This window comes from Sphingomonas panacis, from assembly GCF_001717955.1.
In the GTDB taxonomy this organism is placed as follows: domain Bacteria; phylum Pseudomonadota; class Alphaproteobacteria; order Sphingomonadales; family Sphingomonadaceae; genus Sphingomonas; species Sphingomonas panacis.
Genome location: NZ_CP014168.1, coordinates 3804392 through 3819823, shown reverse-complemented (window position 1 = coordinate 3819823; position 15432 = coordinate 3804392). Strand labels below are relative to the sequence as shown.

18 protein-coding genes and 1 riboswitch are annotated in these 15432 nt (G+C 68.2%); of the genes, 5 read left to right on the top strand and 13 right to left on the bottom strand.

Annotated features, from left to right (window positions below):
- Window positions 1-6: 6 nt before the first annotated feature.
- Together J0A91_RS17370 and J0A91_RS17365 are read left to right on the top strand one after the other, a co-directional pair.
- A complete protein-coding gene (locus tag J0A91_RS17370; protein WP_420852837.1) occupies window positions 7-885 on the top strand; it encodes an efflux RND transporter periplasmic adaptor subunit in 879 nt (292 codons plus the stop codon).
- The gene (locus tag J0A91_RS17365; RefSeq protein WP_206364922.1) at window positions 882-2306 is read left to right on the top strand and encodes an efflux transporter outer membrane subunit; all 1425 of its coding nucleotides are present in this window, start codon (window positions 882-884) and stop codon (window positions 2304-2306) included. The genes J0A91_RS17370 and J0A91_RS17365 overlap by 4 nt, the downstream gene beginning before the upstream one ends.
- 40 nt (window positions 2307-2346) lie before the next feature.
- On the opposite strand, the gene J0A91_RS17360 is transcribed toward J0A91_RS17365, so the two are convergent.
- Entirely contained in the window at window positions 2347-3270 is a 924-nt protein-coding gene (locus J0A91_RS17360) for a homoserine O-succinyltransferase (protein ID WP_069205945.1), read from the bottom strand.
- A gap of 40 nt (window positions 3271-3310) precedes the next feature.
- Window positions 3311-3417: riboswitch (SAM-I-IV-variant riboswitch) on the bottom strand.
- A 59-nt stretch (window positions 3418-3476) separates the two neighbouring features.
- Between J0A91_RS17360 and trxC the strand changes: the two genes are divergently transcribed.
- On the top strand, window positions 3477-3911 hold the full coding sequence (gene trxC / locus J0A91_RS17355; protein ID WP_069205944.1) for a thioredoxin TrxC: 435 nt from the start codon (window positions 3477-3479) through the stop codon (window positions 3909-3911).
- An 85-nt stretch (window positions 3912-3996) separates the two neighbouring features.
- Here the strand turns inward: trxC and J0A91_RS17350 are convergent, their stop codons facing one another.
- A complete protein-coding gene (locus J0A91_RS17350; protein WP_069205943.1) occupies window positions 3997-4599 on the bottom strand; it encodes a DUF938 domain-containing protein in 603 nt (200 codons plus the stop codon).
- An 11-nt stretch (window positions 4600-4610) separates the two neighbouring features.
- Window positions 4611-5786 carry a glycosyltransferase family 4 protein gene (locus J0A91_RS17345; protein ID WP_069205942.1) on the bottom strand — a complete coding sequence of 392 codons (1176 nt, stop codon included), beginning with the start codon at window positions 5784-5786 and terminating at the stop codon, window positions 4611-4613.
- A gap of 110 nt (window positions 5787-5896) precedes the next feature.
- Between J0A91_RS17345 and J0A91_RS17340 the strand changes: the two genes are divergently transcribed.
- The gene (locus tag J0A91_RS17340) at window positions 5897-6610 is read left to right on the top strand and encodes a glutathione S-transferase N-terminal domain-containing protein (protein WP_069205941.1); all 714 of its coding nucleotides are present in this window, start codon (window positions 5897-5899) and stop codon (window positions 6608-6610) included.
- Here the strand turns inward: J0A91_RS17340 and J0A91_RS17335 are convergent.
- The 6 genes from J0A91_RS17335 to J0A91_RS17310 form a co-directional block, all read right to left on the bottom strand.
- A complete protein-coding gene (locus J0A91_RS17335; RefSeq protein ID WP_069205940.1) occupies window positions 6537-7091 on the bottom strand; it encodes a GAF domain-containing protein in 555 nt (184 codons plus the stop codon). The genes J0A91_RS17340 and J0A91_RS17335 overlap by 74 nt on opposite strands.
- A 47-nt stretch (window positions 7092-7138) precedes the next feature.
- Complete coding sequence (locus J0A91_RS17330; protein WP_069205939.1) at window positions 7139-7633, bottom strand: GNAT family N-acetyltransferase; 495 nt, start codon at window positions 7631-7633, stop codon at window positions 7139-7141.
- A 128-nt stretch (window positions 7634-7761) separates the two neighbouring features.
- Window positions 7762-8436, bottom strand: a complete 675-nt coding sequence (gene pyrF / locus J0A91_RS17325) for an orotidine-5'-phosphate decarboxylase (protein ID WP_069205938.1) — start codon at window positions 8434-8436, stop codon at window positions 7762-7764.
- Window positions 8433-8768, bottom strand: coding sequence for a lipopolysaccharide assembly protein LapA domain-containing protein (locus J0A91_RS17320; RefSeq protein WP_069205937.1), 336 nt, complete (start codon window positions 8766-8768; stop codon window positions 8433-8435). The genes pyrF and J0A91_RS17320 overlap by 4 nt, the downstream gene beginning before the upstream one ends.
- 71 nt (window positions 8769-8839) lie before the next feature.
- Window positions 8840-9535: an endonuclease/exonuclease/phosphatase family protein gene (locus J0A91_RS17315; protein WP_069205936.1), complete on the bottom strand. Its 696-nt coding sequence runs from the start codon at window positions 9533-9535 to the stop codon at window positions 8840-8842.
- 124 nt (window positions 9536-9659) lie between these two features.
- Complete coding sequence (locus J0A91_RS17310) at window positions 9660-10520, bottom strand: LysR substrate-binding domain-containing protein (protein WP_069205935.1); 861 nt, start codon at window positions 10518-10520, stop codon at window positions 9660-9662.
- 131 nt (window positions 10521-10651) lie between these two features.
- On the opposite strand from J0A91_RS17310, the gene J0A91_RS17305 reads away from it, so the two are divergent.
- Window positions 10652-11656, top strand: a complete 1005-nt coding sequence (locus tag J0A91_RS17305) for a bile acid:sodium symporter family protein (RefSeq protein WP_069205934.1) — start codon at window positions 10652-10654, stop codon at window positions 11654-11656.
- Window positions 11657-11662: 6 nt separating this feature from the next.
- Here J0A91_RS17305 and J0A91_RS17300 read toward each other — a convergent pair whose 3' ends face one another.
- From J0A91_RS17300 to J0A91_RS17285, 4 genes are all read right to left on the bottom strand, one after another.
- On the bottom strand, window positions 11663-11884 hold the full coding sequence (locus tag J0A91_RS17300) for a hypothetical protein (protein WP_069205933.1): 222 nt from the start codon (window positions 11882-11884) through the stop codon (window positions 11663-11665).
- Window positions 11885-11949: 65 nt separating this feature from the next.
- The gene (locus J0A91_RS17295; protein ID WP_069205932.1) at window positions 11950-13203 is read right to left on the bottom strand and encodes an N-succinylarginine dihydrolase; all 1254 of its coding nucleotides are present in this window, start codon (window positions 13201-13203) and stop codon (window positions 11950-11952) included.
- A complete protein-coding gene (locus tag J0A91_RS17290; protein WP_069205931.1) occupies window positions 13203-14219 on the bottom strand; it encodes an arginine N-succinyltransferase in 1017 nt (338 codons plus the stop codon). Before J0A91_RS17290 ends, J0A91_RS17295 begins: the two co-directional genes overlap by 1 nt.
- Entirely contained in the window at window positions 14216-15424 is a 1209-nt protein-coding gene (locus tag J0A91_RS17285; protein ID WP_069205930.1) for a hydrolase, read from the bottom strand. Before J0A91_RS17285 ends, J0A91_RS17290 begins: the two co-directional genes overlap by 4 nt.
- Window positions 15425-15432: the final 8 nt, after the last annotated feature.

Here is a 15432-nt window from a genome sequence, read left to right as displayed (position 1 = left end):
ACGCTTGTGCTGGTCCTCATCGCGTTGCTCGTCGCCCTGTGGCTGTGGCGCCGCTACGAGGTCGATCCGTGGACGCGCGACGGGCGCGTTCGCGCCGACGTGGTGCGCGTCACCCCCGATGTCGGCGGCCTGATCACCACGGTGGCGGTGCGCGACAACCAGATCGTCCACACCGGCGATCTGCTGTTCGTGGTGGATCGCCCGCGATATGCGCTCGCGCTCGAACAGGCGCAGGCGGCGATCGCCAGCGCGCGGGCGACACTGGCGCAGAACCGGCGCGAGGCGGCGCGCGATCTCGCGCTCGGCGATCTCGTCGCGGCGGAGGCGCATGAGCAGAACGTCGCCCGCGTCGCCACCGCACAGGCCGCGCTCGCCCAGGCCGAGGCGCAGGCCGATACCGCGCGCCTCAACCTCGCCCGAACGCAGGTCCGCGCGAGCGTCAACGGCACGATCACCAATCTCGATCTCCATCCCGGCGACTATGTCGCCGCCGGTCAGCAGGCGCTCGCGCTGGTCGATGCCGATTCGTTGCGGATCGAGGCGTATTTCGAGGAGACCAAGCTCGGCAACGTCCGCCCCGGCGCGGCCGCCAAGGTGCGGCTGATGGGCGACCCGCGCGTGCTGACGGGGCATGTCGAGAGCATCGCCGCCGGCATCAGCGACAGCGAGCGCACCAACACCGGCAACCTGCTGCCCAACGTCAACGCGACCTTCTCCTGGGTGCGGCTCGCCCAGCGTATCCCGGTGCGCGTCAAGATCGACTCGGTGCCGGCCGATCTGCGGCTGATCTCGGGCCGCACCGCAACGGTAACGCTTGAACCGCCCGCGCCGCAGCCTACGCTCGCCAAACCGCGCCCGACGCCGACGCCGAGCGCGACGCGATGAACCGGCGCATCGTCTCGATCGCGGTGCTGGCGGCGGGGTTGTCGGCCTGCACCGCCGGACCCGACTATCATCTGCCCGAAGGCGCCGCCGCCAGATCGCCCGCCGCCAACGGTGCCTTCGTCGGTGCGAAGGACAAGGCGTTCGCGGCGGTGCCGCTGCCCGATCATTGGTGGCGGCTCTATGACGACGCATTGCTCGACAGCCTGGTCAGCGAAGGCCTTGCCGCCAACACCGATCTGCGCGCCGCCGATGCGAACCTGCGCGCGGCCAGCGCGGTCGTGCGCGAGGCGCAGTCGGAACGCACCATCCAGACCGGCCTCTCCGGCGGCGCGTCACTGGCGCGACCGTATGGCACGGGCCAAGGGCTGCCCGGCCAGGTCGGTTATGATCTCGGCGGCAGCCTGTCCTATCCGCTTGATCTCGCCGGCCGTATTCGCCGCTCGATAGAAGCGGCGCAGGCCGATGCCGAGGCGAGCGAGGCGGCACGCGACGAGGTCCGCGTCACCGTCGCGGCGGCGGTGACGCGCGCCTACGCATCCACCTGCACCGCCAACGTCCGTATCGCCGCCGCCAACCGCGTGATCGGCATCCAGCAGCAGACCTTTACCGCGACGCGCCGGCTTCAGCGCGGCGGGCGCAACACCGCTTTCGACGTGACGCGCGCCGAGGCTGCGGTCGAGCAGAGCCAGGCGCAATTGCCGGCTTTGGTCGCGGCGCGGCAAGCCTCGCTGTTCGAACTTGCCGCGTTGCTCGGCCGCGCGCCCGCCAACTATCCGCGCGCGGTGGAGAATTGCCAGAAGCTGCCGCTCGTCCGCAGCGTCGTGCCGGTCGGCGACGGTGCCGCGCTGATCCGGCGCCGCCCCGATATCCGCCGCGCCGAACGCTCGCTCGCGGCGGCGACCGCGCGGATCGGCGTCGTCACCGCCAACCTCTATCCGCAAGTCACTCTCGGCGGATCGGCTGGGTTCACCGGGCCACTGTCCCCGCTACGGGTCGGTGATGCTTTCAATCTCTCGCTCGGCCCGCTGATTAGCTGGACCTTTCCCAACCGCACGCTGGTTCGCGCGCAGATCGCGGTGGCGGGCGCGCAGGCCGATGCGGCACTCGCCACCTTCGACGGCACCGTGCTGGAGGGGTTGCGCCAGACCGAAACCGCCTTGTCCGCGTATGCGCGCACCCGCGATCAGGTCGCCGACCTCACCCGCGCGCGCGACAGCGCGGCGCGTGCCGTGTCGCAAGCCAACCGGCTCACCCGCTTCGGCCGCGGCACCTTCCTCGATACGTTGAGCGCACAGGCGACACTCGCGAACGCCGAAGCGTCGCTGGCGAGCGCTCAGGCGGCGCTGGTCGATGCCCAGGTGAGCCTGTTCCTCGCGCTGGGTGGCGGCTGGACGGCGGATACGGCGCAGCCGGTGAAATAGGCCGAAACCTATTCGCCGGGGATATGCCGCTCGACTTCGCTCACGCAGCCGCCGCCCGCGTCACCGGGCCGATCGCGCCCAGGTCGAACGGCGCGGTCTGGTAAATCTCGTTGATCCAGTTGCCGAACAGCAGATGCGCATGGCTGCGCCACGTGTTCGGCGGTGGGCGCGTTGGGTCATCGTCGGGGAAGTAGTGCGCGGGCACCGTGCCTTGATCGCGCGCATATTCATCGGCGAGCGTATTGGTGTCGTATTCGAGGTGGTTGAACATATACAGCCGCCGCCACGCGGGGTCTTCGAGCAGACACGGCCCGGTCTCATCGCTGTCGGCGAGGATGCGCAGGGCTGGCGCGCGCAACACGTCTTCGCGCCGCACCTCCGTCCAGCGCGAGACCGGCACCGCGAAATCGTCCGAGAAACCGCGCAGATAGGGCGAGGCGGGGGCGAGGTTGCGGTGCGGGAACACGCCGCTCGCCTTCGCTTCCAGCGGATGCTTGCCGATGCCGTGGAAATAATAGGCTGCCGCCTGCGCCGCCCAGCAGATCGTCAGGCAGCTATGCACGTGGCTTTGCGTCCAGTCGAAAATCTGGCGCATCTCGCCCCAATAGCGCACGTCCTCGAACGGCAGCTTCTCGACCGGCGCGCCGGTGATGATGAAGCCGTCGAACCGCTCGTCGCGCACGTCCGTCCACGGCCGGTAGAATGCCGCCATATGATCGGCCGAGGTGTTGCGCGCGACATGGTCGGTCATCCGCACCAGCGTCAGCTCGATCTGGAGCGGCGACGCACCGATCAGCCGGGCGAGTTGGGTCTCGGTGCTGATCTTGTTGGGCATCAGGTTGAGCAGCCCGATCCGAAGCGGGCGAATATCCTGCCGCGCGGCCTCGGTCTCACGCATCACGGTGATGCCTTCGGCTTCCAGCGTGCGGGTGGCGGGCAAATCGTCGGGAATCTTGATCGGCACGGGCGTTCGGTCCTCTGACGGAGCGGACGCTTGTCTGTGGCTGGGTCCGTTTGGTTGCCGGATCGGCCACATCCTTCCTGATGGAAGTGCCACCTTGCCCGGAAGGCAGGTTGGCGTCGGGCGTCGCCCCAACTCTTGATGTATCGCGTGCATTACGAAATCGCGTGGTGCTTGGCAATCCACCTATGAGGCTTACATCTGCGCTTATGAGTGAAAGCAAGATCGTCATCTGTCCCGCCTGCGCGAGCGCCAACCGCGTGCCCGTGGAAAAGCTCGGCGCGGGCGGCACCTGCGGGCGCTGCCACGCGGCCTTGTTCCAGGCCGCTCCGCTGACGCTGACCGCCGCCAATTTCGACGCGCATGCGGGCAGGGGCGATCTGCCGCTGCTGGTCGATTTCTGGGCGGAATGGTGCGGCCCGTGCCGCCAGATGGCGCCGGCGTTCGCCGCTGCCGCGCGTGATCTGGAGCCAAGGATGCGGCTCGGCAAGCTCGACACCGAGGCGGAAAGCGCGATCGCGGCGCGCTACGCGATCCGTTCGATCCCGACGATGATCCTGTTCAAAGGTGGCCGCGAGCTTGCGCGACAATCGGGCGCGATGCCGGCCAGCGCCATCGTCGGGTGGGCGCGGGGGCTGGTGTAGTCTTACGAAACCATCTGCCAACCGTTCGTGTCGAGCGACGTGGAGGAGGGCACGGCCTCCTACCGACGGTACGGGTTGGGCTGGCTCACCGCCGCACGAACACCACCGAGAGGTTGTTCGCCGGCATCTCCACAACCCGGTCCAAACTCAGCCCGAGCGTATCGGCGGCGGCCGCCACGACGGCCAGATCGCGAATGCCCCATTCGGGATTGCGCGCCTTCAGGTCCGCGTCGAACGCGATGTTGCTCGCCGCCATCGGTTCCGCGCCGCGGCGGTACGGCCCGTACAGGAACAGCGGCCCGCCCGCCGGTAACAGTCGCGACGCGCCAGCGAGCAATCCGAGCGTTGCCGCCCACGGGCTGATATGGACCATGTTGATCGCCAGCACCGCGTCCGCCGCTGCGACCGGCCAGTCGTTCGCGGACGCATCCACGTCCAGCGGTGGCAGGATGTTCGCCGGTTGCTCCGCCGTCAGCCACGCCGCGATCGAGGCGCGCGCTGTGTCTGACGGATCGCTCGGTTGCCAGGTCAGCCCCGGCAACGCGGCGGCGAAATGGACGATATGCTCGCCCGATCCGCTCGCGATCTCCAGCACGGTGCCGCTGTCGGGCAGCACCGACTTGAGAACGTCGAGAATCGGATCGCGATTGCGAAGGGCGGCCGGGCTGCTCAGGCGGGCGTCGGTCATTGGGGAATCGCTCAGCAGTGCGCCGGCACTGGCTCGGCCGCGCGCGTCCGCTCGATCACGCGCAGATAGGTGTCGAGCACGACCTGATTGATCCGCTCCCACTTATACCCCGCCGCTTCGGCCACGCCGGCCCGGCCCGCGCCGAGCCGGAACGTTTCGTCCTCGCAGAAGCGTTGCAGCGCGTTGGCATAGCCCTCGATGTCGGTCGGCGGCACGATCAGCCCGGTCACGCCTTCCTCCAGCAGCCCGACCGCACCGCTCGCGCGTGCCGCCACCACCGGAACGCCCGCCGCCATCGCCTCCAGCGTGACGTTGCCGAAGGTTTCGGTGACGCTCGGGTTGAAGAACACGTCCATCGAGGCGACGGCGCGGCCGAGATCGTTGCCGGTCACGAACCCGGCGAACACCGCGTCGGGAATTTCCTTGGCGAACCAGTCGCGAGCGGGGCCTTCGCCGACCACGAGAGTCCGGTGCGGAACGCCCCGTGCGTCAAGCGCGTGCATCGCCTTGGCGAACACGTCGAGGCCCTTTTCCTTCACCAGCCGCCCGAGAAAACCGACCGCGATCTCGTCGTCGCCGATGCCGAGCGAGCGCCGCCATTCGAGGCTGCGGCGCGACGGGTTGAAGCGATCGTGGTTCACCCCGCGCGACCAGCGCGTCACCGGCGTCGTCACGCCCCATTCGCGCAGGATCTCGCCCATCATCTGGCTGGGCGCGAGCACCTCGTCGACGCTCTGGTAGAATTTGCGTTGCACCTTGACGATCAGCGGCGCGACGAAGCCGATGCCGTAATATTGCACATAGGTCTCGAACCGCGTGTGGTACGAAGCCACCACGGGTATGCCCTTTTCCCGCGCATAGCGGACGGCCGAGTGGTTGAGGAAATCGGGCGCCGATACGTGGACGAGATTGGGCGCGAACGCATCGAGATCGGCGCGCACGCGCGCATCGATCGCCAGCCCGAGCTTGTACTCAGCGCGACCGCCGGGCATCTTGACCGAGCGCGTGCCGACGAGATCGCCGACCGGCGGAAAGGCCGGCTTGCGGCTGACCGGCGAATAGACGCGCACCGCCGCGCCCTGTTTGAGCAAATAGCCGACGAGCAGGTTCAGCGTCTGGTTGGCGCCGTCCCTTGTGTAATTGTAATTGCCGCTGAAGAGGGCAACGCGGAGGTCTGTCGCCTGCATCGACGCGCCATAGCCGCGTGCTGACGGCTTGGGAACAGACGGTTTCACCCGCGCCGAGGTGCGGTGCGGCGCGACACGCCCTATATCTGCGCCGCAAAGGAGACTCACCCATGTCCACCGAAACGCCGCTCGCCGGTTTCCCGATCACCGCACGCTGGCCGGCGCAGCATCCCGACCGGTTGCAGCTCTATTCGCTGCCGACGCCCAATGGCGTGAAAGTGGCGATCATGCTGGAGGAATGCGCGCTTCCCTATGAGGCGCACGCGATCGATTTCGGCGCCGACGACCAGCATTCGGCGGCGTTCGAATCGCTCAACCCCAACGGCAAGATCCCCGCGATCCTCGATCCCGACGGCCCCGGCGGCAAGCCGCTCGCGCTGTTCGAGAGCGGTGCGATCCTGCTGTACCTTGCCGAGAAGACCGGCAAGTTCCTCCCCACCGATCCGGCGCGGCGCTATCAGACGATCCAATGGCTGATGTTCCAGATGGGCGGCGTCGGGCCGATGTTCGGGCAGGTCGGCTATTTCGTGAAATTCGCCGGCAAGGACATCGAGGACACGCGCCCGCGCGACCGCTACGTCGCCGAGGCGAAGCGCCTGCTTGGCGTGATGGACCGGGTGCTCGATGGGCGCGCGTGGTTCATGGGCGACGACTATACGATCGCCGACATCGCCACGCTCGGCTGGGTGCGCGGGCTGGTCAATTTCTACGAGGCGGGCGATCTCGTCGCGTTCGACCGCTTCGCCAACGTCAAGGCCTGGCTAGACCGCGGGCTGGCACGGCCGGCCGTCCAGCGCGGCTTATCGATCCCGGCGCGGCCGTAGTCCCGAGCGCGATCCGCGCGCTGAGGATGGTGGCGACCTGTTCGGCGAACCCGCACAACGTCGCCACCATGTCCGCGGAGTTGAGCCTTCGTGGTGCGGAATCGATCGCGCACAACGTACCGAAGAAACTGCCGTCCGCGAGCAGGATCGGGATCGAGGCATAGCTCTCGAAACCGTACATCGCCGGCGTATGGTGCGTGCGCCACGCCGGATCGGCCGCGACATGATCGATCACGACGAGCTTCCCGCTTTCGCGAATCTCGTCGCAGATCGTCGATTTCAGGACGAGTTCGTCACCGGGTTCCAGCCCGAAGTCGATCTTGTCGGCCACCTGGCAGGCGATCCAGCGTTGCTCGGCAATGCGCGCGACCGCGGCGAAACCCATGCCGGTGCGGTCGCAGACGGCGCTCAGGATCGCGCGAATTTCCGCAACGTCGCCGAGAATAACGGTGTCGCGCGCGAACTGGTCGATATCTTTCACGGATCGGCGATAGCTGATCAGCGCAGCATGGCAATGGTGCGCTTCGTCTATAGTCGCTTCGACAACACCGTCATGAACAGCGGCGGATGCACCGCCACCGGGAAATCGCGGCGCTCGCCGGTTCGCGCATAGCCGCGGCGTTCGTAATAGGCGATCAGCTCGGTGCGGTTCTCGATAACGGTCATCTCGATGCGGTGCGCCGCGAACGTGTCGCGGGCGGTGCCCTCGGCGGCGGCGATCAACTGCCGACCCAGACCGGCGGCCTGCCGGCGCGGTTCGATGCACAGCAATCCGAGATAGGCGGTGCCGGCGCCGTGGTCGCTCACCTGTACGCAGCCGATCGGCGTGTCGCCGTCGAACGCGACCAGCAACCGCGTGGCAGGATCGGCGACGATCGCTTCGAGTGTGGCAAGATCGGTGCGCTCGCCGTCGAGCAGGTCGGCCTCATGAGTCCAGCCGGCGCGCGCCGCATCGCCGCGATAGGCGCGCTCGATGACCGGATGGAGGTGGGGCAGGTCGGTGGGAAGGGCGGTGCGGATCATGGCGATCGTTTGGTCTCCTCAAGCGCCGCGGGCAAAGGCCGCGTCGTCGGTCGGCGCTGTAGCGCCGCCGGCCGGACGCGCCCGGTTCGGCTGGCCGCAGCTTCGCTGCGGCTTCGCCCAGCGTGTCGTCACAGTGTCGCGCTGATCGCCCGTGCCGCCGCATCGGGATCGCTCGCGGCGGTGATCGGACGGCCGATCACCAGGATCGACGCGCCGGCGTCGAGCGCGGCGCGGGGCGTCACCACGCGCTTCTGGTCGCCGATCTCGCCATCCGCCGGGCGCACGCCGGGCACGACGAAGAAACCCTTGGGCCAGAGTTTGTGCGCCGCCGCGACTTCCTCGCCCGAGCAGACGATGCCGTCGACGCCGGACTCGCGCGCGAGTTCGGTCAGCCGCAACACCTGGTCGTGCGGGGCATTCGCGCAGCCGATCGACCTGAGATCGTTCGAATCGAGGCTGGTCAGCGTCGTCACCGCGACGACCTTGGTGCCGAGCGGCGCGGCGGCCTTGGCATCCTCCAGCATTGCGCGGCCACCCGAAGCGTGGACGGTCAGGATCGCCGGATCGAGTCCGCGCAGCGCCTGGATCGCCTTGGCGACGGTGTTGGGGATGTCGTGCAGCTTGAGATCGAGGAAGATCGGCAGGCCGAGCTCGTGCATCTCGGTCACGCCGTGCCGGCCGTTCGCCATGAAGAATTCGAGCCCGAGCTTGATGCCGCCGACATGGTGGCGGACGCGCTGCGCGATCGCGCGGGCGCGCGCCATGTCCGGCGTGTCGAGCGCGACGAAGATACGGTTGGTCATAAACGGCTTTCGGGCGCGATGGATTCGGTGGTTATCGCGATCGGCTGGGCCTCGACGACAACGGCGGCGGGCGTGGCGACCACCTCGCGCAGCGTCGCGATCGTGCGTTCGGCGGTGGCGAGGCGGCTGCGCATCCGCCAGCGCGCGGCATGATATACGCCGAGCATCGGCACGAAGCCGACAAGGAAGGTGATGAGCAGCAGCAGCGGCAGGTTGATCTCGGCGATCAGCCCACCCCACAGATTGACCGGCACCGTCGTCCAGTTGTTGCGTGTGAACATCGCCGCGACGAACGCGAGGAGGCACCAGAACAGTGTCTTGAGGAACTGCATGCGTAACGGTTAACCCGCTTTGCCGCGCTTTGCCAGTCCATGAACGCCAGTGCGAAAACGATCGCGCAGGATCAGACCGGTTCGAGCACCGCCCAGATCGGCAGATGGTCCGAGGCGCGGCGGGCGGTTGCGCTGGAATGGACGCCGCATTCGACGACACGCAGCGCGCGCGACGCCATGATCCGGTCGAGCCGGCCGACCGGGCGGCGCGCGTGAAAGCTCGGGCCGGTCGGTGCGCTGGGGTAATGCGCGCAGAAATCGCGCAGGCACCCGCCGTTCGGGGTCCATTCGTTGAGGTCGCCCATCAACACCGCCGGCATCGGGTGCGTGCCGGATTCGACGTGCGCGATGATCGTGTGCGCCTGCCGCCTGCGCCACAGGCCGGAGAGATCGAGGTGCATCCCCACCACGCGGATCGCCGTGCCATCGACGCGCAGATCGGCGGAGACGGCGCCGCGCGGCTCCAGCGCGGGCAGGTGGATCGTCTGGTGATCGATCACCTCTGCGGTCTTGCGGACGAGGATGGCGTTGCCGTGCCACCCCATGCTCGCGGTGTTGCGGCCGAACGGCACCGCGTGCCACCCGCTATGCTCCTCAAGCAGATGCTGCGGGATGACGCGCGCCTTGGTGCCGAAGCGGCGGTCGCATTCCTGAAGCGCGATGACATCGGCATCGAGTTCGCACAGCACATCGAGGATGCGGCGCGGATCGCGCAAGCGATCCAGGCCGATGCCCTTGTGCATGTTGTAGCTGGCGACTTTGATCATTCGGGTTCGTGAACGCCTCTAGGGGGAAGTTGGTGCCGAAGGCGCAACGATATCGTGACCCGATCCTTAACCGTTCGTGGCGAGCGAAGTCGAGGCCGCCCGCGCTCGGGACGAATGCGCGGGGTCAGGCAAGGGCTGCGCGCTCCACACCCGCCCAGTGGAGCATCGCGGCGATGAGCGCCGCGGCCACCGGGTTGCCGGCGCCGGGCCCGATCATGACGAATTCGATCTCGGGAAGCGCCGGAAGGCTCGGGTGGGGGGCGACCACGGCAAGTTGCGCGGGCATCAGCCGGGCCGAGTGCGGCATCAGGCCGATGCCGGCACGCGCGGCGGCGCTGAGCCCGGTCAGGCTCGCGCTGGTGAAGGCGATGCGCCAGCTCCGCCCGACCCGCTCCAGCGTCTCGATCGCTTGCGCACGGGTAACGCTCGGCGGCGGATAGAGCAGCAGCGGCAAGGGCGCTGCCGGATCGACGCGAAAATCGGGGTGCGCGACCCAGCGGATCGGCTCGCGCCACGCGGTTGTGCCGCGCCGGTCGCCGGCCTTGCGCTTGGCGATGATCACGTCGAGCAAGCCGGCATCGAACGCGTCGTAGAGATTGTGGCTCAGCCCGGCGCTCAATTCCAGATCGACATCGGGGTGGCGCCGCGCGAACGCGGCCAGCACGTCGGGCAAGGCCGACAGCACGAAATCCTCCGACGCGCCGAGCCGAAGCCGCCCGCGAAGCGGCTGATCGGAAAGGCTGGTTTCGAGCCGCGCCTGCGCATCGAGCACACGGCGCGCGTGATCGAGCAGCATCTCGCCATCGACCGTCAGCGCGACGCGGTGCGTGTCGCGGTCGACCAGACGGCGGCGGACGAGCGTTTCGAGCCGACCGATCTGCTGGCTGACGGTCGATTGCCGAAGCCCGAGCGCCTTGGCGGCGCGGGTGAAGCTGCGCCCGTCGGCGACGGCGACGAAGGCGGCGAGCAGGTCGGGCGGGATCATGGTTATACGTATACGTGATGACTGTTATTGCTGCCATCGCAATTGTGCATGATGATGAGAGGTTTACATCGCTCCTACACACCCGTTCACTTCGACTTCGCTCAGGACGAACGGGCTATGGAGATAGCCGCATGCCCACCTTCCTCCGCCGTATCGATCGCTATCTGCTGTTGCTGATCGCCACCGTCGTCCTAGCTGCCGTGCTGCCCGCGCGCGGCGATGCGGCGGTGTGGGTCGAGCGGGGCGTGAACGTCGCGGTGGCGGCGCTGTTCCTGTTCTACGGCGCGCGGCTCAAGCCCGAGGCGATCTGGGCCGGGATGTCGCACTGGCGCCTGCAAACGCTGATCTTCGCCAGCACCTACATCCTGTTCCCGTTGATCGGCGTCGCGGTGACGGTTTCGCTACGGGGCGTGATGTCGGCGGACGTGCTGGCCGGGCTGCTGTTCCTGTGCCTGCTGCCTTCGACCGTGCAATCGTCGATCGCCTTCACCTCGATCGCGCGTGGCAACGTGCCGGGCGCTTTGTGCGCGGCGTCGCTGTCGAACATGCTGGGCGTCATCATCACGCCGATCCTCGTCTCGCAACTGCTGCCGGTGGCGAGCGGCGGCTTCTCGCTCAAGGCGCTGGAGGATATCGCGGTTCAGATCCTGCTGCCGTTCGTCGTCGGGCAGGTGCTTCGGCCGTGGATCGGTGCATGGCTGCTGCGCCAGCCGGTGCTGACGATGGTGGTCGATCGCGGATCGGTGCTGGTCGTCGTCTATGCCGCGTTCAGCGCCGGCATGGTCGCGGGCATCTGGCACCAGCTTTCCCCGGAGAGCATCGCCGGCGTGCTCGCGGTCGACCTGTTCATCCTCGCGCTGGTGCTGGCGATCACGACGGTCGTCAGCCGCCGGCTCGGCTTTTCGGTCGAGGACGAGATCGCGATCGTGTTCTGCGGCTCCAAGAAAAGCATGGCCGGCGGCATCCCGATGGCGGCGATCCTGTTTCCCGGCCATGCGGTCGGGCTGATCGTGCTGCCGCTGATGCTGTTCCATCAGGCGCAGTTGTTCGTCTGCGCGACGCTGGCGCGGCGCTATGCCGGGCGCGGTACCGCCCCGGATAGCGCACCTCGCGCTATCCCGGCCACCGCCGCGTAAGCCGAGTCAGTTCCAGTCGCTGTGCTCGACCGAATCGAGGATGCGCGCGCCCGCCATGAACACCGCGACCGGGCAGACCGCGAACAGCATCCAGCCACCGACGCTGCCATGATATTGCTCGACATAATGCACGCCGCGCTCGGCCGCGCCGAGGCCGAGGCCGTAGATGACCAGAAACGCCTCGAACTTGGTCTTGATGACGAACAGCCGGGTGAATTTGCGCCACATGGCCCGTGGTTAAGCAAGGCGCGGGCCAACGGCGGAAAAGCGCAGATTCACGTTAATGGATATGGTTACGTGTAAGCTAATTCGACAAGGTCGAGCGCCTCCAGCAGCACGCGGCGGGCGTTCTCGATCGTGGCAATCAACGCTGGGTCGCCGATTGCGTCGGGCGCTATGTCCTCGGGCCAATGTTCGGCGACGATGCCGGCAATGCGATCGAGCTTGGCGGCGTCGACGAGGAAGCGCGGGTCGATCGTCGCGGGATCGGCAACCACGCGCAATCGCAGACACGCCGGACCCCCGCCGTTCGCCATCGACTGGCGCACGTCCACGATCTCGACACGGCGGACCGGGCCGTTGCCGGCGAGCATCGCTTGCAGATATGCCCAGACCGATGCGGTCTCGCGGGCTTCCTGTGGCACGATCAGCGTCATGACGCCATCGGGCGGGGTGACGAGCTGCGCGTTGAAGAGATAGGAGGCGATGGCGTCGGCGAGGGTGACCTGCGAAGCGGGCACCTCGACGATCTCGACTTCGGGCAGACGCTCGCGGAGGTCCGCGTAGAAGCCCTCCCGATCGGCGAAGGCGTGTTCGTGCGCGAACAGCACGCGTTCGTTGGCGACCGCGACCACGTCGTTGTGGAACGCCCCTGCCGCGATCGCCGCTTCGGATTGCTGGACGAACAGCGTGCGGTCGGGCGCGAGCCGGTGCGCGCGCGCGATCGCGGCGCTTGCCTCGCGGTGCTGGCGCGCGGGGAAGGGGCCACCCGTCACGCCGTAAACGAACACTTCGACGCCCGGCGCATCGTGCGTCGCACACAGTCGCATGTGGTTCGCGGCGCCCTCGTCGCCGAACGGCGCCGGCACCGGGCCATGCACCACGAAGGCGGGGTCGGCGAAGGCGAGGCGGAGTTGCGCGAGCGTGCCGGGCCATTCGTGGCTGCGGTGGGGCATCGTCACGAGATTGGCGGCGGAGAGATGACAGCGCGAATCCGCGGTGTCGGGGGCGGGCGAGACGGTCGCGGCATTCGCCGCCCACATCGCCGAGGCCGACAAAGCCTGCGCCCGAAGGTGTGGCGCGGCGGTTGTAAAATCCACCGACAGGCTCTCAAGCCAGCGATGATCGGGCCGCGCGAGCGGCACGAAAAGACCTTGCGTCAGACCAAGCGCGAGGTTGGCGCGCATCTTGGCAAGTCCCTCCAGCGCGGCCCTGCGCGGATGCGCCACGCGCCCGGCGTTGGCGGTCGCGGCGAGGTTGCCGGGGCTGAGGCCGGCGAAATTGTGGCTCGGGCCGATCAGCCCGTCGAAATTGATCTCGGTGAGCATCAGTAGCGCGCCACCCAGGCAAGGTTGTCGCCCTCGATCAGCCCGAGCGCGGTGGCGCAGGCGCGGTCGATCGCGACACCGTCGCCGACCGCGCGCAGCTTGCCATAGGCGCAGTGGAAATCGCCGAGCCGGCCAGCGGCGACCAGCACCGGCTCACCGCCGTCACCGTCGATCGCGATCAGCCGCGCGGGGCGGACGTTGGCGATCGTGTTCACCTTGTCGGTCGGCGCGGTCATGGTCGGGCCGCCGTCGAAAATGTCGATATATTTGTCGAAGCTGAAGCCCTCGATCTCCAGCATCCGCATCGCCGCGCGGCCCGACGGGTGCGGCAGGCCGATCGCGGCGCGGGCGTTCTCCGGCAGCATCGCAATGTAGATCGGGTGTTTGGGGAAAAGGTCGGCGATGAACTGGTGGCCGTGGATCGCGTTGAACTGGTCGGCATCCTGGAAGTTCATTCCGAAGAAGCGGCCCGCCAGCCCGTCCCAGAACGGCGATCCGCCCGCCTCGTCGATCACCCCGCGCAGTTCAGCGAGGATGCGGTCGGCGAAGCGCGCGCGGTGCTGTGCTATGAACATGTAGCGGCTGCGCGCGAGCAGCATGCCGAGGCCGCCGGCACGCTCGCCGGGATGCAGGAACAGCCCGCCGACCTCGCTGCATCCCTCCAGATCCGTGGTGAGGCTCAATTGGTCGGCGCGGAAGGTGCGGCCGAGTTCCTTGCTGTGCTGGGTGAGCGTGCCGATGCGGTAGCTGTAGAACGGGTAATGCTGGCCGACATGGGTGAAGATCTGGCAGGTGCCGCGCACCTCGCCGGTCTGCGCATTCTCCAGCACCAGCACGAACAGCTCGTCGGCGAGCGTGTCGTCGGTCTTGGCGAAGGCGGCGTGGCTCTTGTCGAGCTTGGCTTTGAGCGAGGGGCGATCGGGCGGCAGGTTGGTGAAGCCGCCGCCGGTCAGCTTGGCCATCTCGTAGAGTGGCTGGAGATCCTCGTCGCGCGCGGCGCGGATACGAAACGTCACAGTCCCCCCTTTTCGGCAATGCGCAAGATGGTGAGCGCCGAGAGTGCTGCGCGTTCGGCGAGGCTCTCGGGAATCAGGAATTCGTCCGCCGAGTGGATCGCGCCGCCACGCACCCCCATCGTATCGACGACGGGTACGCCGCACGCGGCGATGTTGTTGCCGTCGCACACCCCGCCGGTGTCGCGCCAGGCGATATCGAGGCCGAGGTCGGCGCCGGCCTGTTTGACCACGCCGAACAGCTTTGCCGCGCCGGGATCGATCGGCTTGGGCGGGCGGTTGAAGCCGCCGTGGACGCTGATGCTGACATCATGCGCGGCGGCGACATGCGCGACGGTTGCGTCGATCCACGCCTGCGCGCGCGCGATCTCGCTGGCGTCGGCGGGGCGGAAGTTGACTCGCAGGATGGCGAGATCGGGCACAACGTTGTTCGGCCCGCCGCCCTCGATCCGCGCGGGATTGACCGACAGGCGCGGCGAGCGCGCCTCGGCCAGCCGAAGCGCGATGTCGGCGGCGGCGAGGACGGCGTTGCGGCCGTCGTCGGGGTTGCGACCGGCATGTGCGCTTCGCCCACGGATCAGGATCGAGAAATTGCCCGTCCCGCCGCGCGCGCCGGCGAGCGTGCCGTCGGGAAGCGCGGGTTCGTAGGTGAGCGCCGCCGCCTTGCGTCGCGCGGCGCGGGCGATCAGCGCGGCGGAGGAGAACGAGCCGGTTTCCTCGTCCGAGCCGATCACCACCTCATAGCCGATGCGATCGGCGAGCAGACTCGCTTCTACCGTTGAGAGCGCGGCGAGCATCACCGCGAGACCGCCCTTCATGTCGGCGACGCCGGGGCCGTTGAGGCAGCCGTCGTCCTGCCAGCGCATCGTCTGGAACGGGTGGTCGGCTGGGAAGACGGTGTCCATATGGCCGGTCAGCAGGATCTGGACGGGCGCTTGGGGGCGGACGGTCAGATGCAGATGCCGGCCGTGATCGAGCGCGGCGAGCGTGCCGTCGGCGAGCAGCGTCTCGGCGCGTGCCGGTTCCGCGAGCGTGAGGTCGCCGGGGAGGATGGCGAACGCGTCGGCGAGGTTCGCCGCCATCGCCGCGAGCCCGGCGAGGTTGCGCGTGCCCGAATTGATCGCCGCCCACGCTTGCGTCTGCGCGAGCATCGGCGCGCCTTCGACCCGCTCGATCGCAGCGCGTTCACTGGGGGCAAGGGTTACCATCGCCAGAG